This window comes from Methanoplanus limicola DSM 2279 (assembly GCF_000243255.1).
GTDB lineage: Archaea > Halobacteriota > Methanomicrobia > Methanomicrobiales > Methanomicrobiaceae > Methanoplanus > Methanoplanus limicola.
The window spans coordinates 2,062,352-2,084,634 of the sequence record NZ_CM001436.1 but is presented as its reverse complement, the minus strand read 5'-3'; the positions used below and the strand labels follow the sequence as shown (position 1 = coordinate 2,084,634).

General features: G+C 42.4%; 14 protein-coding genes and 1 tRNA gene. 13 read left to right on the top strand and 2 right to left on the bottom strand.

Annotated features, from left to right (window positions below):
* Window positions 1-417 precede the first annotated feature (417 nt).
* Both METLIM_RS15645 and METLIM_RS09980 read left to right on the top strand, forming a co-directional pair.
* On the top strand, window positions 418-3,453 hold the full coding sequence (locus METLIM_RS15645) for a response regulator (RefSeq protein WP_004078279.1): 3,036 nt from the start codon (window positions 418-420) through the stop codon (window positions 3,451-3,453).
* Window positions 3,454-3,547: 94 nt separating this feature from the next.
* Entirely contained in the window at window positions 3,548-6,142 is a 2,595-nt protein-coding gene (locus METLIM_RS09980; protein ID WP_004078270.1) for a sensor histidine kinase, read from the top strand.
* A 54-nt stretch (window positions 6,143-6,196) separates the two neighbouring features.
* On the opposite strand, the gene METLIM_RS09975 is transcribed toward METLIM_RS09980, so the two are convergent.
* A tRNA-Gly gene (locus tag METLIM_RS09975) sits at window positions 6,197-6,267 on the bottom strand.
* Window positions 6,268-6,945: 678 nt separating this feature from the next.
* Here METLIM_RS09975 and METLIM_RS09965 point away from each other — a divergent pair.
* On the top strand, window positions 6,946-8,883 hold the full coding sequence (locus METLIM_RS09965; protein ID WP_217177967.1) for an aldehyde ferredoxin oxidoreductase family protein: 1,938 nt from the start codon (window positions 6,946-6,948) through the stop codon (window positions 8,881-8,883).
* Window positions 8,884-9,014: 131 nt separating this feature from the next.
* Here METLIM_RS09965 and METLIM_RS09960 read toward each other — a convergent pair whose 3' ends face one another.
* Window positions 9,015-10,259 carry a glycoside hydrolase family 3 protein gene (locus METLIM_RS09960; RefSeq protein ID WP_004078266.1) on the bottom strand — a complete coding sequence of 415 codons (1,245 nt, stop codon included), beginning with the start codon at window positions 10,257-10,259 and terminating at the stop codon, window positions 9,015-9,017.
* Window positions 10,260-10,416: 157 nt separating this feature from the next.
* On the opposite strand from METLIM_RS09960, the gene METLIM_RS09955 reads away from it, so the two are divergent.
* From METLIM_RS09955 to METLIM_RS09910, 10 genes are all read left to right on the top strand, one after another.
* The gene (locus tag METLIM_RS09955; RefSeq protein ID WP_004078264.1) at window positions 10,417-11,505 is read left to right on the top strand and encodes an AAA family ATPase; all 1,089 of its coding nucleotides are present in this window, start codon (window positions 10,417-10,419) and stop codon (window positions 11,503-11,505) included.
* Complete coding sequence (locus tag METLIM_RS09950; RefSeq protein WP_004078262.1) at window positions 11,502-12,176, top strand: DUF4276 family protein; 675 nt, start codon at window positions 11,502-11,504, stop codon at window positions 12,174-12,176. Before METLIM_RS09955 ends, METLIM_RS09950 begins: the two co-directional genes overlap by 4 nt.
* 151 nt (window positions 12,177-12,327) lie before the next feature.
* Window positions 12,328-14,112, top strand: a complete 1,785-nt coding sequence (locus METLIM_RS09945) for a transporter substrate-binding domain-containing protein (RefSeq protein WP_004078260.1) — start codon at window positions 12,328-12,330, stop codon at window positions 14,110-14,112.
* 146 nt (window positions 14,113-14,258) lie between these two features.
* Window positions 14,259-14,831 carry a VOC family protein gene (locus METLIM_RS09940; RefSeq protein ID WP_004078257.1) on the top strand — a complete coding sequence of 191 codons (573 nt, stop codon included), beginning with the start codon at window positions 14,259-14,261 and terminating at the stop codon, window positions 14,829-14,831.
* Between the two features lie 295 nt (window positions 14,832-15,126).
* A complete protein-coding gene (locus tag METLIM_RS09935; protein WP_004078255.1) occupies window positions 15,127-16,182 on the top strand; it encodes a hypothetical protein in 1,056 nt (351 codons plus the stop codon).
* Window positions 16,183-16,236: 54 nt separating this feature from the next.
* Window positions 16,237-16,464, top strand: coding sequence for a hypothetical protein (locus tag METLIM_RS09930; RefSeq protein WP_157202283.1), 228 nt, complete (start codon window positions 16,237-16,239; stop codon window positions 16,462-16,464).
* A gap of 162 nt (window positions 16,465-16,626) precedes the next feature.
* Window positions 16,627-17,574, top strand: coding sequence for a hypothetical protein (locus tag METLIM_RS09925; RefSeq protein ID WP_004078253.1), 948 nt, complete (start codon window positions 16,627-16,629; stop codon window positions 17,572-17,574).
* 123 nt (window positions 17,575-17,697) lie between these two features.
* Complete coding sequence (locus METLIM_RS09920; RefSeq protein ID WP_004078252.1) at window positions 17,698-18,933, top strand: BREX system ATP-binding domain-containing protein; 1,236 nt, start codon at window positions 17,698-17,700, stop codon at window positions 18,931-18,933.
* Window positions 18,876-20,672 (top strand): BREX system ATP-binding domain-containing protein, encoded by a 1,797-nt coding sequence (locus tag METLIM_RS17625; RefSeq protein ID WP_342633015.1) that lies wholly within the window; start codon window positions 18,876-18,878, stop codon window positions 20,670-20,672. Before METLIM_RS09920 ends, METLIM_RS17625 begins: the two co-directional genes overlap by 58 nt.
* A complete protein-coding gene (locus METLIM_RS09910) occupies window positions 20,656-22,239 on the top strand; it encodes a DEAD/DEAH box helicase (protein ID WP_004078249.1) in 1,584 nt (527 codons plus the stop codon). Before METLIM_RS17625 ends, METLIM_RS09910 begins: the two co-directional genes overlap by 17 nt.
* Window positions 22,240-22,283: the final 44 nt, after the last annotated feature.

Here is a 22,283-nt window from a genome sequence, read left to right as displayed (position 1 = left end):
CCTTGGGTGTGAGGACATATGTCTCATATGTTAATTATGTATTTTTGAGGACGGCGGATACCTGATTACCGGTTACAAATACACACCTCTCTTTCATCTTCATCATCATAGCAGGTGCTGAAGTGAATCACTTAAAAACGTATATATATAATGGTGGTAATAGAAATTATTGTGAGTACCACGGGGTTGAATTTTTCCTGTGCACAGTTTTTCATTTCTGACTGCTCTGCACTTTCATCCTCAGGGTCATATGAAGAAGATCTTTGGCAGGTTTGTTTTCAAAGTTTCTTCTTCATAAGGGATTTTTCCGGATTAAAGGGTGCCGGGATAACAAAAACAGATATATATGGCACTTGTGCAGGATCTTAATTATAAGTTTCTGCATGTTCCGCCTGCCGGATTTTTGGGGGGAATATCTTGGAAGAAAATTTAAATAATTCATTATCCGGGGAATCATCGAAGAGATATAATATACTTCATGTTGATGAGAACCCTTTACTTCTGAGTGCCGGAAAGACATTTCTTGAAGAATCAGCCGGTATTAATGTTAGTACTGCCTGCGGTCAGAAAGAGGCTGAAAAACTGTTAGCCGGAAATGTTTATGACGTCATCATCTCAGATTACCGGACGGACAAAATTGACGGCATTAAACTTCTGAGATCGCTTAGGTGCAGGGGGGACAGAACTCCTTTTATCATCTTCACAGAGAGCAGGAGTGCGGATGACGCAATTGAGGCTTTAAATGGCGGGGCTGACTTTTATCTCCGTAAAAAGATGCCGCCAATATTACAGTTACCTGAACTTTACGGCAGGGCATTATCCCTTGCAGAGGAGAAGAAATCCTCCGGGATAGCTGTGGATTATAAGAATAACCTCCTTTCCGGGATTATAAACGGAATTCCGGATGTCCTGGCAATTCAGTATGCCGATCATACAATTGAATGCTACAATGAAGCGGGCTACAGGCTTCTTGGTATGACTCCGGATGAGGTGAGGAATAAAAAATGCTATAATCTGATAGGGCGTGATACCGAATGCGTGGAATGCGCAACAAGGGAGGCCGTAAAGACAAAAAAGATGCAGAGGATTGAGAAGTACGTCCCCGAACTGGGCCTTTATCTCGACTGCCTGAGCATTCCTGTACTGGATGAAGACGAAAATATTGTCAGAATTATCGAGCAGCTCCGTGATATTACTGAGAAGAAGAGGACAGAGGATGCACTCCATGAAAGTGAGGAGAAGTACGAACATCTTTATAATATAATGAGGATGATGTGTGACAACGTCCCGGATATGATCTGGGCAAAGGACACTGAAAAACGCTACATCTTTGCGAACAAGGCTGCCTGTGTGAATCTGCTCTGTGCAGAAGATACAGCCGAACCTGTCGGTAAGACTGACCTCTATTTTGCAGAGCGTGAAAGGGCACGCCATCCTGAAGATCCTGAGTGGCATACATTTGGTGAGATCTGCTCTGATTCAGATCAGATTACGATGGATGTGAAAGTTCCGCAGCATTTTGATGAGTATGGCAATATTAAGGGGAAATTTATCTTTCTTGATGTCCACAAGGCTCCTTTCCTGAATGAGAAAGGAGAGATGATAGGGACAGTCGGCTCTGCACGTGATATTACGGCTAATAAAAAGGCGGAGGAAGCCCTGCTTAAGAGCGAGGAGAGGCTGACTCTGACGCTTGATGCCACAAATGACGGTATCTGGGACTGGGATATCCCTACTGGCAATGCATTCTTCAGTCCCCGCTGGTACACTATGCTTGGCTATGAGCCTGATGAGATGCCGGCTTCATATGATACATGGAGAGGACTTGTCCATCCGGATGACATCGGCCCTGCGGAGAAGTTTATATATGAGACTATCCGCAGTGGTAAGGATGGGTATCAGCTTGAGTTCAGGATGAGGGCGAAAGCTGGAGATTACCGGTGGATTTACGCAAGAGGGAGTGTTGTAAGCCGGGATGAAGACGGAAATCCTGTGAGGATGGTCGGGACACATACTGATATTACTGAGCGGAAAAATGCTGAGATTGCCCTTCGCGAGAGTGAGAATAAATTCAGAACTCTTGTTGAGAAAGCTTCGCAGATGCTCTTTTTACATGACCTGGACGGAAATATCATTGATGTTAACCGGAAAGCCATAAAGACAACCGGATACTCCCGTGATGAACTTCTCTCTCTCAATGTCGCGGATATTGATCCTGATTCAGATAAGAGGGCGGATAACAGATGGCTGTGGCATGATATGCCTGAATACGGTGACGCAGTATTTGAAGTCCGGCACCGCAGAAAAGACGGTTCTGTATATCCTGCCGAAGTTCACGCAACAAAAATCAGTATAGGGGGAGAATATTGTATTCTTGCTCTTGTAACCGACATTACTGAGCGGAAGCGTAATGAAGAGGCACTTTTTGAGAGTGAGAAGAAGTACAGGGATATCTTTGAAAACTCTGTCACAGGTCTTTTCAGAACAACTCCAAAAGGGATAATTGTCGATGCAAATGATTCTCTTGCCAGGATGTATGGATATGGTTCCAGAACCAAACTCCTGAAAGAGAATGTAAATGCAGCAGATATGTATGCAAATCCGGCTGAGAGGGAGAGAGTCCTGGCAGTAATTTCAGAAAACGGAATAATTGAGAATTATGAGGTCACCCATGTTAAGAGGGACAAAGGTCTCTTTAAGGCAATAATAACAGCAAGGAAGGTGAGGGACGGGGATGGAAATTTATTATATTGTGAGGGTTCTGTCACTGATATTACAAAACTCCGCCAGACTGAGGATGCCCTTTATCTTGCAAACCGGAAGCTTCAGATCCTCTCGGCAATAACACGGCATGATATTTTAAATAATATCACTGTAATCAGGGGATTTCTTGATATTATCGGTGATTTTGACGATTATCCTTTAATTAAGGAATATCTTGAGAGTCTTGATTTTTCAGCCAAAGCTATCCAGGACCAGATTGAGTTCACCCGTGAATATGAAAAACTCGGTGTTGACAGACCTGCATGGCTCAGTATCTCAGGTATTATCAGAAAGACAGGGCGGGGAAAACTTTCGGTCAGTTATGAATGCGGGGAGTATCTCATATATGCAGACCCGATGCTTGAGAAGGTCTTTTACAACCTTATGGATAATACAGTGCGTCATGGTGAAAAGGCGACCGGAGTCAGGGTATTATGCCGGGTTTCTGATCCGGACAACAGTCTTATTATCACATGGAAGGATGATGGTGTGGGAGTTTTGGAAGAGTCAAAGGAGACGATATTTAAGAGGAGTTGTGGAAAAAATACAGGGTTTGGACTTTTTCTCTCAAGGGAGATCCTCTCACTGACAGGGATTGAAATCCGGGAGAACGGCATCCCCGGAGAAGGGGCATCTTTTGAGATCACTGTTCCTGAGAGATCATGGCAGAAGGGAAGTGCTGATTCATGATTTTTCCGGATTAGATGATTATATGCGGTCAGTTCCGGATGAATCTTATTTGTGGGTGAAACAGAGCTTAAATATGGTTTAGGGTGGAGGAGATATGAACGGTGGAGATTTTCCGGATAAGGACGGTTTTTTATTTTATGGCTCTGATCCGGGCAGTTATGGAGATTTTTTTGGTAAGGCGATAGATCTCATCCCTAACCCTGTCTTCATGAAGGATATTGATGGGAGATATACCGGAGCCAATCGTGAATTCTATAGATTTCTGGGCAAAGTTCCGGAGGAGATAATCGGGAAGACTGTATTTGAGATAGCGCCAGAAGAGCTTGCAGAAGTCTATCACAGAAAGGACAGGGAGTTATTTGACTGTCCGGGCACTCAGCGGTATGAGGGTGATGTCAGGTACAGTGACGGAACTGTTCACAGTGTGATATTCAACAAAGCTACTTTTAATGACGAAACGGGCAGTGTGGCAGGTATTGTCGGTGTGATGATCGACGTCACAGAGCTTGCAGATACTAAAAAATCGCTTGAAAAAAGTGAGAGAAATTACAGGAATCTCTTTAATTCTGCAAATGATGCTTTTTTTGTGCATTATCTCAATGAGGACGGGATGCCGGGCAGATTTGTAGATGTAAACGATGCTGCATGCCAAATGCTTGGATATAAGAGAGAAGAGCTTCTTGAATTATCTGTCACTGACCTTATGCCGGAGGACCTCTATTCAATAATTCCGGGTGTGATCGCTGATTTAAGCAGGGATTTTAATGTAAAATTTGAGAGTGCATTTCTTAGCAGGGGGGGCAGGAGAATCCCTCTGGAGGTCAGCTCAAATCTGTTTCCTGAGGGTGGCAGAAGTGTTGTACTGTCAGTTGTACGTGACATAACTGAGAGGATAATATACGAAGAGGCAGTCAGGCAGTCTGAGGAGAAGTACAGGACACTCTTTGAATCTGCAAGTGATGCAATATTTATTCTTGATATGGATAGCAGTTTTCTTGAGGCAAACCATGTTGCATGTGAGCGGCTGGGATATACGAGGGAAGAACTGCTTGGGATGAATAAAGCGGATATTGATGACCCCTCTCTTAGAGATAATGTGCCTGCAAGGATGGAGGAACTTTTCAGTAATGGAAGTGTTATCTTTGAAACCGGACATCTGACCAAATCCGGAGTGATTATTCCTGTAGAGGTGCATGGGACTATAATTGATTATATGGGTAGTCCTGCTGTCCTGTCAATTGCAAGGGATATATCGGACAGGCTTAAACTTGAAGAGGACCTGAGATATTCTGAGGAGCTCTACCGTACAATGTTTGAAAATACCGGTACTGCCATGCTCCTTATTGATGAGGACCTGACGATTTTACTTGCAAATTCCGAGATTGAGAATATTTCCGGGTATAAAAAAGAAGAGGCTGAAGGTAAGCTTAAATGGACTGAGTTTATCTCTTCTGCCGATATTGACAGGATGGTTAACTATCATATTATGAGAAGGAGAGATCCCGGTTCTGTACCTGATAATTATGAGGCTACATTTAAAAGAAGGGACGGGAAAAAGGTCTATACAACCCTTAACGTATCTATAATTCCGGGCACGAAGAGGAGCATTGCATCAATACAGGATATTACTGAACAGAAACTGACCAATCTTGCATTAAGGGAGAATGAGGAGAGGCTCAGGCTTATAATTGAAGCTGCCGGTCTTGGTACCTGGGACTGGGATGTCACATCCGGAAAGGTGATACTGAATGATATCTGGTACAGAATGCTTGGTTATAAGGAGGGCGATTTAAGGGAGGAATATGGTGAGATTCTAAGAGGCATTCATCCGGATGATACTGACAGAGTAAATCTTGCGGTAAGAGAATGTATTGAAGGGAAAATTCCGGCCCTTAATGTTGAATTCAGGATTTTATCAAAGGATAATAAGTGGATATGGATTATGTCATCCGGAGAGGTTGTGGAGTATGACAGGCAGAATAAGCCGGTAAGGGTAGCCGGAATTAATCAGGATATTACTGAGGTTAAGCGGTTTCAGAATGCCATTACAGAGACAAACAGGAAGCTGAATATCCTTTCCGGAATTACAAGGCATGATATTTTAAATCAGATCCAGGCCATGATGTATTACTCTTATAAGCTGATGGAGAAGGGAGGGGATTCTCTGGAGATTAAAGAGATTGCCGGTAAAATTACTGGTATAACAGATACTATTAAGAGGCAGATCGAGTTCACAAGGGATTATGAGGAGCTTGGCATAAAAGAGCCGGCATGGCAGCAGGTAATGGTTGTGGCAGAATCTGCCGCTTCCAGGGTTGATGGTGCAGGGGTTAATATATCTGTTAATGTCGGCAGTCTGAATGTTTATGCCGATATTATGCTTGGGAAGGTCTTTTACAATATCTTCAGCAATTCTGTGAGGCATGGGGGGCATGTTACTCTGGTGAAGATGTACTTTGAGGAGAGGGGTGGCTCTGGCAGGATAATTATTGAGGATGACGGCACGGGAATTCCGGATGAGAACAAAGAGAAGATATTTGAGAAAGGTTTTGGAGCCAATACCGGGCTTGGGCTGTTTCTCTCAAAGGAAATTCTGGCAATTACCGGCATGAGTATTGTAGAAAATGGTGAGTTCGGGAAAGGGGCAGGATTTGAGATAGTTATACCTCATAATAACTATCGTGTATGACTGGGTTTTAGAAATCAGGATAAGGATCTAATTTATTTTTCCCGGAAAAATAAGTGCGATAACCGGGGATCGAACCCGGGTTAGAGGCTTGGGAAGCCACTGTCCTGCCGCTGGACTATTATCGCATGGATATAACAGTAATATCCTGTCTGTAATTTGGATTTAATAAGATATAAATCTTTTTTTGCCTGACAGAGGCAGTTCTGGCAGATACTATTGGTCATGTCCCGGAATAACGGACAGGATGAAACACATTCAGTTCTGCCTGATATGGCAGGATATTTTCCTGCCCGGAAATATTGCAGGATTGGGGGTTAAGCAAAGTTTATCTCTGCTGTATGTTGATATTAATCAGATGATTATTGACTCTTTGCAGAATATTTCAGTACGTGCTGCATCGTGTGATGGCAACATGGCACTCCCTGAACACGGTATGAGTGCCATCTGCAAAAATCAATATGTGGATTTATCTGGAGAAACAGGGCGTTTAATGCCCTCAGAATTTCTGGGATTTTCCCGGTGGCACTCATCTCCGGGAGCACAGCGTGTCATCCGGCAATGGAAGGATAAAATTTCATGCTATGCCCGCGAAAATAGTGCCATCATATTATATAATCTCTTTATCTTGTGTCTTTATAGATATAATGGGATTATTATGGTTAATTAGATGGCACTCTAAAGGTGTATGAGAGTGCCATGTTGCAAAGTGGGTCAGAGAGGTTGTCTGCTGAAGTCTGACAGGTCATTGATATATGGATTTATCCGGCAAATAATTATATTATGTTCAGATAAAATAATTGGTTATGAGAATGTATGGATGGGCTGGCAGAATACTGAGGGTTGATCTCTCCCGGAATAAAATATCAATAATTCCGGCAGATGAGGGCGTTCTTAAAAATTTTCTTGGCGGAAGGGGGCTTAATTCATGGACTCTCTTCAATGAGATAAAACCGGGCACTGACCCTTTAGGACCGGAGAATGTCATCTGCTTCTCACCCGGAGTTTTTACCGGCACAAAACTCCGCCTTACAGGCAGAATATCGGTGAGCACACTCTCTCCTTTATCCGGGATTCTCGGTGACGGGAGCGGCGGCGGTGCATTTGCATCAGAGGTAAAAGCGGCCGGTTATGACCAGATTGTTATAACCGGAAGGGCAGAAAAACCGGTATATATCCGTATCAGTGATGATGATGTGGAGATAGCTGATGCAGGGAACCTTACAGGTCTTTCGACCTGGGAAAAGACTGATATTATACAGGAGAATGAGGGTAAAGGGGCAAGTGTTGCCTGCACTGGGCCGGCAGGCGAGAATCTCGTCCGTTTTGCAACAACCATTATTGACAGGTACAGCTCAGCCGCAAGGGGGAGCGGTGCTGTTATGGGTTCAAAAAACCTTATGGCGGTGGCGGTATCAGGTACAGGCAAAGTTGCGGTTGCGGACCCTCTACTCTTTCAGAAGCTCTCAGATGAGGATAAGGAATATTTCAGGAATAATTCGTTTTTTAATGAGCAGGTAAAGGTTTACGGCTCACATTTCGGTATTGTAAACTGGCATCCGGGAGTCAGGAACAGCAGTTATTATCTCTCACCTGAGGAAGTGCCGGAGAGTATCCGTCCTGTGGCACTGAAAAATTACGAGACCGGGCGTACTGCATGCAAAACCTGCACAGTGGGCTGCAAGAATATATTTGAAATCCCGTCCGGGAAATATGCAGGTGAGAGAGGTGAGGGGCTGGAATTTGAGGCTGTTTACTGTCTTGGGACAAACTGCGGGATATTTGATCCTGTTGCGATCCTTGAGATGGAGAACCTCTGTGACAAATACGGCATGTGTGTGGTGGGCCTTGGCAATGCAATCGCCTTTGCAAAGGACCTCTTCAGCAGGGGGATTATATCTGAAGAAGATACCGGTATTTCCCTCTCATGGGAGGATTCCGGCTCACAGACTGAACTGATACACAGGACTGCCCTCAGGGAAGGGTTTGGAAATACTGTTGCTGAAGGGATGTACGGTATGGCGAAGATTATCGGCCGGAATTCGATGGACTACTGTTATCATGTAAAAGGGCTTTGCAGAGGTGTATATCCGCCTGGGGTATTCAGCCTTGCCCATGCAACATCCACAAGGGGTGCGGATCACCTCAGGGGCAGGAGTTGGGCACTTGATGAGAATGAGCCGGAATTTTTCAGAGAACTTGTGAATAACGGCTTTATGCCAAAAGACCCTGCGGGTGCCCTGACTGTCGCAGAGAAGGCAGCCACTTTTGCGGACTGCACGGGAAGATGCAAAGGTTCGGTGAACAGCTGGGCTTTTGCAGTGCCGCTTGTCTTTAAATCCCCGCTCTTTAAAGGTTCAGCAGAACTGCTTTCTGCTGCGACCGGAATTAATTTCTCCGAGAGAGAAGTCACAGATGCCCTTGAGAGGGTTTACCTGACTGAGATGGCATTCAATGACAGGCGGGGAATTAAGAGAAAGGATGACAGGCTTGTACAACATCCGTGGGTGAGAGATTCTGATGCCGGAAAAGAGGAGAGAAGGCTGCATGACGCGATGCTTGACCGGTATTATGCTGAGCATGGGTGTGATTTGGCAACCGGAATTCCGACAGGAGAGAGGCTTTCAGAACTTGGACTTTCATCTGTGGCGGCTGAACTTGAAAGGGGTATGCCTTATACTGACTGGGACGGGCCGTTTCTGTGGGAGAGAGGCAGTTATCCTTCCGGCGGGAGACGTATGTGAAAATCCGGTTTGTACTCCAAAAAATAAAAACAGTCACCCATGAGCGATGGTTCACAGATGATGGATGAAAAACAGAAGTTTTTCATAGGAGAGATTTTACCCGGAAATTTACCCGGAAATTTTTATTTCTGTCATACTTTTGTGTAATTTCCGGGGAGGTATTTCTTCTTGAGGGTGATTATTCTCTCATATGATTCGTTGATTCTCTCCTCCGGAATTTCACCCTCCTTCACCAGTTCCTTTACAATGCTGACAGATTTTTCTGCAATATTTTCGTCATAGACTATATTGTTGGCAAAGAGGAATATGTCACATCCGGCATTTATTGAGAGCTTTAAGGCGTCTCTTAAGCCGTAACTGTCGGTAATTGCACCCATGTCCATGGCGTCTGTGATTATCACTCCTTCATAGGCAAGTTTATCCCTTAAAATACCGGTCACTGTCTTTTCCGATAATGTTGCAGGGTAGTCGGGGTCCAGATTTTTGTTGTAAATATGGGCGGTCATTATCATATCCGGAAGATCTTCTTTGATCAGGTTCTGATAGGGAATAAGCTCTTCTTCGCTCCATGTCCCGGTTACATCGGTAAAACCTTCATGTGAGTCTGCCATTGCACTGCCGTGTCCGGGGAAATGTTTTATCGCCGTAATTATGCCCAAATTTTTATGCTCTTCGATGATCCAGCCTGCGTTATCTGTGACTACATCCGGGTCTGCTGAATAACTTCTGTTCAGTTTTCCGATTGCAGGGGAATCCGGATTTACATTGAGATCGACAACCGGTGCAAAGTTCATGTTGAATCCGTTCTCCTTTAACATCCCGGCGAGGTTACTCCCGGCATTTCTAGTCAGCGTTTCGTTGTTTTCAGTACCGAGATATTCTGCTGAGACGGTTGCCGGAAATCCGTATTTTTCTTTAAGACGGCAGATTTTACCTCCCTCCTGATCCACTGCAATGAAAAGGGGTATATCTTCTGCATAACCCTGAAGCTGATTATTAAGTGTTCTCACCTGCTCAGGTGATCTGATATTTCTCTCATCTGTGCCGAGTGCAACATCGTGGTCAAAGAGAATTACACCTCCGGTTCTGCCCTTTCTTATATCATCTGCTATCTGTGAATCATTGTCTGCTGTATAACCGCGAAATCCAATCATGAGCATCTGGCCGATCTTCTCATCCAGGGTTGGATCTGAAGATTTAGTTGTATGGATATGATATTCTCCTTTATCGTCAGAAACCGGCAGATTATCTGAATTATTAATTATTGTCTCTTTTGAGTCCTGCTGTGTGTCAGATGCTGTGCATCCGGCAGAGAGAACCGCAGTGAGAACTGCAAGGGTTATTATCAGGAGAATCCGGAAATTGCGAATAGTCATGTATTTACATTTCCCCTGCCTGAAAATAATGATTCTGACCTGGCCGGGATTGTGCCGGATGGTATGATGCGGGTTATGCCGAGGGCCGCTTATGTCTGGGAAAAAGACTAATATTAATAAATTAAAGTCATATTGTGCCATTTGAGCAGAGGGAATTATGCAGCTCAGTGAAATAACAATTTCCGGATATAAATCAATTTTAAATCAGAATATCCGATTTGGAGAACTGAATATACTTATCGGTGCAAACGGTTCCGGTAAATCCAATTTCATAGGAGTATTTGGTCTGATTGGTGAGATCCTGAACGGAAACCTTCAGATGACTGTGGCGAAAGGTGGCGGTGCTGACAAATTTCTTCATTATGGTAAAAAACATACAGATTCCATAGAGATATCCTTCACATTTGGGCAGAATGGATATTTTCTGAAACTGTCCCCCGCTGCCGGAGATACCCTCATATTTGAACATGAATCATCCGTTTTTTATGGAAATGGGAAAGACAGTTTTCCGTATATTGATCTATCTGCTTCCGGGAATAAAGAGAGTGAACTCGCATCATATGCAAAGGAGCATAAAGTATCAGAAATAGTGCTTAATTCTCTGAAAAACTGGAAGATATATCATTTTCATGACACAGGTGATACCTCCCCGATAAAATCCACGAATAAGATAAGTGACAACTTATACTTCAGGAAAGACGGTGCTAATCTTGCTGCATTTCTTTATTTTCTGATGAATATTTATCCGGAACATTATTACAGAATAAGAGATACGGTCAGGCTTGTAACTCCGTTCTTTGATGATTTTGTTCTCCGCCCGGATAATTACAATACGGAGACAATTAAACTTGAATGGCATGAAAAAGGGAGCGATTTTCCTTTCGGTGCAAATGATTTCTCAGACGGAACTCTGAGGTTTATCTGCCTTACAGCTCTTCTTCAGCAGCCAAATCTGCCTGAGATGATTATAATTGACGAGCCTGAACTTGGTCTGCATCCGTATGCCATTAATGTACTCGCTTCAATGATAAAGAGTGCATCAAAGAGAACACAATTGCTTATCTCTACCCAGTCAGTGACTCTTGTCAATCAGTTTGAACCTGAAGTTCTGCTTGTAGTTGACAGGGCAGAAGGAGACACCCGGATAAGCAGGCCTGATGAAGATGAACTTACAGACTGGCTTGATGATTATACATTAGGCGAATTGTGGGAGAAGAATATTCTTGGCGGGAGACCAACCGGATGACAGATTATATCCGGCTGAAAATTATCTGTGAAGGTCAGGCTGAAGAGACTTTTGTATCAAAAGTCCTGTATGATAAGTTAGCCCTGAAAGGGATTTACTGCATACCATTCCGCCTGATAACTTCAGTAAAGTCAAAGACATACAGGGGTGGAATTGTCAGTTATGCAAAAGCAAAGAAGGATATTCTTCGCGCATTGAATGAGAAAGAGGCATATGTCACTACAATGTTTGATTATTATAAACTTTCAAAGGATTTTCCCGGAAAAGATGAGGCATCAGGTATAAATGATCCATATGGGAAAGTGGAAATTATTGAAAATTCAATGGCAGAAGATATAGGTGACCGGCGTTTTATCCCTTATATTCAGTTGCATGAGTTTGAATCACTATTATTCAGCGATATTGATTCAATAGACAGAGTTATGAAGCTCTCATCCGGAACAAAAATAAATGAACTGAGATCAGTAATATCCGCATTTCAAAATCCTGAGGGAATAAATGATGGTGAAAATACAGCTCCCTCCAAAAGGCTTATCCGCCTGTACCCGTCCTATCAGAAGATCACAGACGGAGTGCTGATTGCAGATCTGGTTGCAGCCGGAAAAATGCGTGATAAGTGCCGGCATTTTAACGGGTGGCTGGATAAAATTGAAAATCTGAGCAGAATTTGATGGATTACGGTCCCAATATTTTTCACCGGATATCTGCCCGGAACCATTCTCTGTCCCGGTCCGTATGTTTTCTGCGGGATAAAGGCGTATATTTTATTACATTCAGGGACATTGGATAGTATATGGGAACTATGTGATTCCCGGAGATATTATGTACCTTAAAACCGGAAGAGACGGGAAGGGGGATTTTGCCGGATTGAACAGTTACTTTAAATGTTTTATTCTCTCTCTGTTTTTACATAAGGGGTCTCCGGCTGAATCCGCCAAAAAGAGAAGCTGCGGGTATCTTTCCGGTTTAAAATGTTCTTCAGATTCCGTATCTGCCCAGCCCCCTCTAAACTCAGCAGCGTTTTTATCTGCCCGTCTGTTATTTACGCTGTATATTCTCCTTTTTTTCCTTCTCTTTATACTGTCGCCGGCTTCTGCACTGGCTGACGGCAGCCGGGTAATCACTGCCGGTGGTGATGATAATTTTACCCCTTATGAGTATCTCGATCATTCCGGGCAGCCTTCCGGGTTTAACGTCGAACTGTTAAGGGCGGTTTCTGATGAGATGGGCCTGAATGTGAGCATAAAACTTACCCCCTGGTATGAGGCGAGAGGTGATCTCGAAGCCGGCAGAATTGATATGATGACCGGGATGTTTTATTCAAAAGATCGTGATGTGGTCCTGAATTTTTCCAGTCCGTATATTCTGGTGTCACAGGGAATTTTTGTCAGAGTTGGTTCTGAGATTAAAGGGCCTGAGGATCTCTATGGTAAAGAGATCATAGTTGAAAACTCTGATTATCTGCATGATTATGTCATAAGTATGGGTTTTTCTGATGATATTATTACACAAGACAGTCAGTCCGAAGCCCTTTTTCTTCTTGCATCCGGAAAATATGACTGTGCCCTTCTTACAAAGATCCACGGGGAAGATTTAATCAACAGATATGATCTCCGGAATGTTGTGGCCGTTGGGCCGCCGATTGAGCCAAGGGAATACTGCTTTGCGTTCTCGGCGGATAGTAGCGATCTTATTCCGGTTTTCAATGAAGGCCTTGCTATTGTCAAGAAGAAAGGCAGGTATGATGAGATATATGATAAGTGGTTTGGAGTATATGAGGAGAGGGAATTTTATTCAACACTCGTCAATTTTGTCCTGTTTTTCCTTCTGCCTGCGTTATTTTTACTTGTTGTTGCGCTGGTCTGGTCGCTCTCGCTCAGGAGGGAGGTTGTACGGAAATCATCTGAGTTAAAGGAAGAGCTGATCAGGCAGAGAGAGATTAAAGCTGCTCTTAAAGAGAGTGAGAACAAATATTATGAGCTTTTCAATAACATCAATGAAGCTGTATTTCTGAATGAGATTCTGCCCGGCGGGAAAGGGGGCACATTTGCAGAGGTGAATGAGACTGCATGCCGGAGGCTTGGCTATTCACGTGACGAACTGTTAAGACTTAAAGTTCAGGATGTTGTCAGGCTTCCGGTACAGAAATGCGATGCCATACAGGCAGATATTGCTGATAAAGAGGGTTATGCCTCATATCACACGGAGCATATAAGAAAAGACGGCTCAGTCTTCCCTGTGCATGTGAAGGCACGTCTCCTTGAGTTTGGCAGCCGGAAATACATTCTTCAGCTTGCAAGGGATATCACTGAGGAGGTGGAGTCCCGGAAGCGTGAGACTGATGCATTAAAGCAGATTGAGCATAATCTCTCGCAGCTTGCAATACTCAATGATGAGATTAGAAATCCCCTTACTGTTATTGTTGGTGCTCTGGATATGGATATGAAAGATTCCACCGGTATTATTCTGAATCAGGCAAAGGAGATTGATAGTATTGTTAAACGGCTTGATCACGGATGGCTTGAATCAGCAAAAATTCAGGAATATCTTAAGAAGCATCTTGGTATTGATGATGCGGAAGATGTCAGAGATGAGGAGAGCGGGTGAGCTGCCTCTTTCTGTCTGTTTTGATGGTTTCTTTCTGTGGAGGGTGTTTCCCTGCCTGAAAATTAATGTTAAATTTATTCCGGAAATCTTATCTGCCTGGAAATTTATTCCGGAAATCTTATCTGCCTGGAAATTGATCCCGGATTATGGATTCCAAAAGACTCTTTTCATACAGTTCGACTGTTCTTTTTGTTAAGGACGTTGAGGTCTCAAAGAAATTTTACACCGGAATTATGGGTGAGGAGATTGAGCTTGATCTTGGTCTGAATGTCGGGTTTAAAGGCGGTCTTGCGATATGGGACGGCTATTACGCAGAGGGGGTTGTATTTGGCACTGATAATTCCGGAGTGGATGTAGCCGGGAGCGGCGGTGATGCAGCGCCGGGTGATGGAGGGGAGTCAGGGAGCGGAGAAGATGGTTCTGCAAAAAAGCCCTTTTCATCGGAGAGGACGCTTGAACTGTACTATGAAACGGATGATATGACCGGTTCTTTTGAGAAGCTTAAAGATGCCGGGGTTGAATTTGTGCATGAGGTTATCGAGCAGCCCTGGAAGCAGCTTACTGTTAGATTTCTTGACCCTGACGGGCATATAATTGAGGTTGGCGAGAGGATGGATGTCTGTGTGAAGCGGCTTTTCCGGGAGGGGAAATCCGCTGAAAAAATTGCAGAGGAAACTACCATGCCGGCTGAGATTGTTAAGTTTATGCTTGACAATTAAAGGCTGAAATCCCGGATGGGGTTTTGGGTCCAGGCACCGGGTGTTGATTATAGCCGTTGCAGTATTGACACAGCAAAAGTGCAGTATCCCGGAGTAACCGCCGGCAGAAAAGTTTTGTGGCAGACAAGAGATGAGAATAGCGGCATTTTAAATCTGGAATGATTTAACTGGGTCAAAAAACCCTGTGCATTATATACTTTTTACTTGCTCACTGATCAGAATAGATATATATATTCAGAGTTATAATCTCTTGGAATAATATATATCTCATCTTAGTTAGACCGGGTGTTTTAATATGAATTTTGACAAGTATTTCAGGGTTCTGATAAAATCTGAGAATTGCGAAGGCAAAGAAGTTCCTGCAATAATTCTTGCAGATTACATAAGATCAATTCAGAATATTACATACATTACTGGGGATTATATATATAAAAATAACTACAGATCCGGAGGGAATTTCCCAAAAAAAGTAAAAGATAGCTGTAAACTTATCTTTAAAGAATTAAAACTCGGAAGCATAGATGCAACAATTACAATTCAGCAGACGAACAGTACACTTTTTCCTGAAGAAGAACCCGTAGAAGGAAAGATATTTGATCTAACAAAAGAAGTGATAAAAACAATTAATTATGAACGGAATATTAACGAAAAACTGTTCGATATTTTGCCTGATGAGTTCAGAACAAACCGGATATTAAAAGAAATTGACAGCGTCTGGCCCGGAAAAAATTCAGGATATTCAATAGAAATGGCTTATGGGTGGGATGAAATAATTAAATTCTCTCCGGAAAGGAAGGAAGTAATTCAGAAGGCAAAAAATATCAGGCCTATGAGATATTCAGGTGATCTATATGGTCGGATCATTGATGTGAGAGTTGACAACAGACAGAAATTTGAAATTGATTCAACAATCGGAATAGTTGAGGGAAATTATCACACTATCCAGGAATCAAAATTTAAGGAACTTCTTGGTCATTTTGTACGAATATCCGGAATGATTGAAGAAAAGGGGAATAAAGTTAATATAATTATTAATCCGGAAGAAGAATCTGTTGGTGAGATAGAATCTATTCCTCTTGATAAACTGACTTCATTCCCTGATGAAAATATGAATTTATCTTATCCTCTTGATGTAACTGTTGAATGGGATAATGAAGAGTCGGAGTATATTCTGACTAATGATGAATTCAGTCTTTTGGGAGTTGCGGGAAATCTGAAAGATGCTATGGCTGAGATTGAAGTTGGAGTTCAGTTTCTTTATGATGAATATCTTCTGGAAGATGATAAAAAACTTACAAATAAAGCAATTGAGCTTAAAAAGAGAATTGCAGTCCTTTTTGGGGTGGAATAATTGTCAAACCGGAAATTTCAGAAAGTTTCTTCAGCTCTTCAGAAAAAGGGTTTTTTGAAGGAAAATAAGCACCATGTCTATTACACTTTTCAGTACAATGGTAAAAAAACCCATATTTACACATATCTTAGTCACAGTACAAAAGAAGTAAGTCCAAAACTGCGTTCTAAAATGGCGGGTCAGCTTAAAATTGGCATTGAAGAACTTGACAGGCTTATAGACTGTAAAATGAGTGAAGAAGATTTAACTGTCCGTTATCTCGATGCCGGGGAACTGGAGTGAATCTATTTATTCTCTTATTAGTCATTTTCCATCCATTCTCTATCCATTTCCATTCTTTTTTCACTTATTATTGTCTGCATTCTTCTTCTCATGTGTAACATCTCTGTCTTATGATACGTATTGTGATTTATATAGTTGCGGTTATGATATTTTTAATGTGTCATGACCGGCATAACAAATATAGCAATAGAGAGTGAGTCATTTTTTCGTTCAATTCCAAAACATATATGCCGGATAATCACACCTATTTCAATGAAGCATATGGAAGAATTAATCAAAAATTTATCCGCAGAAAACAGGGCACGAACTGATATTGTTAATTCTTTAAAAAAACTGAATAAACCGGAAGAAAACCCGGTAAAAAAACTAATCCTGATGAAAACCGAAGTTGCAAACATCAGGAGAAAATCAGAGAAGGCAAACTTAAATGAGGATTTTTCCGGCGAAATAAATAATATACTGTCTGAATTTGATGGGGAAATTCTCCGGACAGAAAACAGCTGCAGGGCAACTTTCGGAAAAGAACTCCACGATAAACTTTCTGAACTAAATATCGCCCATGAAGGACAGTATCCAAAATATAAACTCTTTAACGGGCTGTTATATATTATAGCAGATCTCTCATCCGGAAAAACAAAACTCTTTTATGGCAATGAGATAGAAAAAATCGGCGAATGCAAAACAGATCCTGAACCGATTGCAAAACTGATTATCAACGCTCAAAATACAATATTTGAACGTGAATTCGATGATGAATCTTTCCTCTCCGAACTTAAAGCAGCGTATGATATATGGCTGTTTAAAAACAATGCAGAGAAGAACTCCGAAGTAAAAATTGTTGACCTTCTCCCTGAGATCGCATTTATAAAACAGGATTTAAGATTCAGAACCAGTCCCTCAAAACTCCGCTTTAAAGATTATACCAGGGTACAGCTCAGCTATGACCTTTCAAGGTTAAACGCCAGAACAACCGGAAATTCCGAATTAAAACTTACAGCCGCAAAGAGAAGCAATACCAGAAGCCAGAAAGGAGTTATCTGGATCCCGTCAAAGACAAGAGCCATAGGCGAAACATTCTCCGGAATTAAATTTGAAAAATCAGTCTTGTAAATTCATTCGGTATTGTTATTATAATAATCAACCCATCTGATGACTGATATGATAATTAAAAATCCATCTGGTGATTGATATAATTATTAATAATGCACAAATAAATTAGTTTAACTGATTACTATGACCATTATCCCCGATTACGAAGAAAAAAAAGAACCTGATGTCCTCCTCGCAAAAAGGATCATTCATGACGTCGGAAGCACGGGACAGCCACCTTTCTATGGCTACCAGTATTTTACATCCGGAATTGACAGGTACATAAATACAATAGATGAAGAATACCTCCGTGACTATATTAATTGTGGAGGAAGTTCATTTAAGCTCGTAATCGGTACATATGGCGGCGGGAAAACCCATTTCCTGTACTCAGTGCAGGGCAGGGGATGGCTTAACAATTATGTCACATCATATGTTGAACTGAGTGCAGACTCAACCCCATTTCATAAACTTGAGACTGTTTACAGGGCAATAGCTGAAAATCTTATCTATCCTCAGAAGTATGAAAAATTACTGTCAGGATATGAGAGAGGAATTGAATCCTTAATCAGATACTGGTATCTCCGTAAGAAGGCTGAAATTGAGGAGGAGGAACCTGATGAAGATAACTCCCGTGATTATCTCATCAGCTATATCTCAGAGATTGGCCCTTATCCAAGCACAAGTTTTCAGAATGCAATAAAACATGCCTTCCTTGCCCTTACGGATGAAGACTATGATAAATTCAGCCTCATCATTCAGTACCTGAAAGGTGAAAATCTCTCAAAAACTGTTCTGAAGGAATATCGGATATTTGAGAAAATTGACCGTTCAAACGCCTTTAAAATGATAAGGTCCCTTATATCGTGGATAAAAGAGATTGAGTTTAAAGGCTTAATCGTGTTGATGGATGAAGCAGAGCAGACCCCCAGCATGACCACAAAGCAGAGAGAGACCCTTCTGAATAATTTAAGAGAGCTTATTGATGCATGCAGCAAAGGCACAATAGGCGGCTCAATGATCTTTTATGCAGTTCCGGATGAAAACTTCCTTGAAGGCAGAACTGCCGTATATGAGGCATTAAACCAGAGGCTGCAGACAGTATTCGACGGTGAGATTAATCCTTCCGGAGTTAAAATCGACCTTGAGAGATCAGAGCTTGAACCTGAAGAACTTCTAAGAGAGATCGGACTCAAACTGTCAAAAATCTATGAAACAGCTTATGGTATAACATTTGATAAGAAAACCATAGAGCAGATAATGGCGGATACTGCAAAAGCGGCATATGATCAGAGATTTGGTGAGATCGGTTATAAAAGAGAATTTGTCCAGAGGGCAATACAGGAACTGAACGCACTGAAGGTGCGGGGCAGCAATTAACCCGGGGTGGTCATATCACGGAAGAACCGGTTGAGCACTTCAGGCACGGAAAAGGCATAATTATCGGTGAAAGGTACGGTGGAGTTCAGAAACTTGTAAGGTTTACGGATGAAAATGAAATCTGGATCTATGATTCACAGCTCAAATTCCTGAATACTCTCCCGGACGAAAGTAACAGCAGAGAAAGTAACAGCAGGGAAAGTAACAGCAGAGAAAGTAACAGCAGAGAGAGTAACAGCAGAGAAAGTGACAGCAGAGATGGTAATCCCGTTTCCAAAGTCCGGGACATTCTTCCGGATAACAAAAACATAGAGAAGGAGATAGAGAAAGAGAAGGAGACAGAGAAAGAGAAGGAGATAGAGAAAGAGAAGGAGACAGAGAAAGAGAAGGAGACAGAGAAAGAGAAGGAGACAGAGAAAGAGAAGGAGATAGAGAAAGAGAAGGAGATAGAGAAAGAGAAGGAGATAGAGAAAGAGGGTGGCAGAGGTGAAGATAAGAATGAAAAGACTCTGAATTCTGCGGTTATAGTTTCCGGAAAAAATCCGCGTGAGGATTCATCCCCGGCTGACTGCCAGGAGTTCTCCGAAAGGCAGTTTTACAGAGAAGTCATTGAAGCCCTGAGGCTTGGCGGAGTGCCTCAGGAGAAGATATTCGACTTCACCTGCGGAAGGGATAAAGAGCTTAAACAGATTACAGACTGGCTGAAAGACAGCAGTGGAAGTATTGCCATTGAAGGTGAATACGGAGCCGGAAAAAGCCATCTTATCAGTTTCACGGCAGAAAAAGCTCTCTTAAATAATCTGGCAGTTGCCAAAGTGGAGATAGACCCGCGTGAAAATGCTTTTAACCGTCCAAGAAACATATATGCCGGAATTACAGAGTCATTTACATATCACTGCAATGGAGAAACAAAATATTTTGATGACCTTCTTGCCTATATCCTTATCAACGGTAAAAATCCGGATTACAGAATCCTTTATGACAATGAATTTATCAGAGGATTTCTCCGGTACTGTGAACTCTATGGGTATGACGAATCCATAAGAGACTGGATGAGAGGTAAGCAGGAATCTCTGCCCGGAACAGCTAATATTCTCCCTAAAATGATGGATACGCAGGTCTCAGCCAATATATATTCATATCTCATCAGCACCCTGGGCTGGATCTGCAAAAATCTCTTAAATCTTGATGGCCTGCTCATATTATTTGACGAAGCTGAAGGAATTGATCCTGCCTATTATTCTGTATACCAGTACCGGCAGTCAGAGAATATGATCGGCGGACTTATAAAAATGTCAAATTCTGAGCCGGTATTAAGAACCGAAAAAATACACAGCTATACCGGAACAGAGACCGGACTTAGATATTGCGGACAGAACAGGCAGCAGTATCCTTATATCTGGATGGATAAATCCCATGTGAAACTATTGTTCTCTTTTGTCCCCGGAATGATCGATTCGCTGAGTGATGAGTCCCCCCTGACAAAGGAAGTGAGAAACCTCAGGGTCATAGAAATCATCGACCTTGACAGATATGAGATGGCAAAACTCCTCAAAAAAATTGTTGATGCCTATGAGAAAGCTTATAGCTTCAAAACAAAATATAATCCCAATCAGAAACTGCCCACCGAAAAGACAAGAATTTTTGTGAAATCCACAGTTGAAGCCCTTGACCTTCTGAGGTTTCACCCGGAAAAAGATCCGGAGGAGTTCCTGAAGCGGTATGACTTCTTCACTTAGAAATTTCCAGGACGAAAAAAAGCTTCTTAAAAGGACCTGGAATGCCTTTTTTCTTCGCTATGGCCGAATGACTGAAATCCAGTCGATTACAGTCCCGGTTGTTCTGAAAGGCAGAAATGCCATTATTATATCCGGAACTGCAACCGGAAAGACCGAGGCTATAATTGCCCCTCTCTGTGAGAGAATTCTAAGGAAAAGACTGACCGGTCTGTCAGTATTATATATTACCCCGACAAGGGCACTGGCAAACGACCTGAAAGAGAGGCTCAGCGACACACTGGCACAGCTTGAGATTACAATTCAGATTAAGACCGGAGACAGCCCTTATATCAACTGGGGCAAACTTCCGGATATAATTATTACAACCCCTGAATCACTCGATTCTATGATCTGCCGCCATCCGGATGCTCTGGCTTCCCTAAAAGCTCTTATAATTGACGAAGTCCATGTCATTGACGGTACATACAGGGGTGACCAGTTAAGAATTCTTATTGCAAGATTAAAAGAGCTTTCCGGAGATTTCAGCACCTATGCGGTTTCGGCAACTGTTGATTGCCCGCTGGCAGTTGCAGGGAGGTATATGATAAATCCGGAGGTGATTACAACCGGGAAAGATCGGGAGATAATCTCTGACTACTGTTCTTCCGTTCCGGAATTATGCCTCAGAATAAAAGATGAGAAGCTTAAAAAAGTTTTAGTCTTCTGCAACAGCCGCAGAAAAACCGAATATATTGCCGGTGAGTTCAGAAAATTCCTGAATAGAGAGGTATTCGTTCATCATGGCTCACTTAAAAAATCCGTCAGGAATGAGACCGAAAACTGCCTGCGTAATCTGAAAGAGGCTGTATGTATATCCACAAGCACACTTGAGACCGGCATTGATGTCGGAGATATTGACGCTGTTATCCTTGCAGATCCCCCCAAAGATTCCTTTACGCTTGTTCAGAGAATCGGCCGCTCTGGCAGAAGATCCGGAAAAATCCGGATGTTTATGCTGGCTGACCGGATGAACAGGCAAAAGTTTGAGGAGGTTGTCTGTGATTATGAAAACGGGTCTGTAAGATTCCCGGATTACAGAAGAGATGACTCAGTAATGGTTCAGCAGATATTCTCAGTCCTGTTCTCAAACCCAAAGGGGCTTAACAGGGAGTATTTCTATGACCTGTTTCGCGATTTCTGTGACAGCAGAAAGACCGTTGATCTTATTATAGACCATCTCACAGATACCGGTTGTCTTAATACAAACGGTTTTGGACTCTTTTTATCCGAAGATATGATGAACCTTGGAGATTCCGGCAAAATTCATTCCAACATTCCGGACTCTGCCGGAATGATTGTTATTGATGTCAGGACCGAAAGGGAAGTCGGTGAGATATATATCTCAGCTGACAATCTGTCAGTATCCGGAAATTTCATCCTTGCCGGAAAAATATGGGAGATAGTAAGGACTGAGAAATTCAGAATCTTTGCAAAGGCGGTAAAAAAAGGCTATGGTGAGGCGGGCTTTCCTCTTATTGTAAATTACGGTTCATTCCGGAAGTTTCTGCCGGAATTTCTTCGTGAATGATATTTATATCCGGATGTTTTTAGCTAATCTATGCCTGATAAACA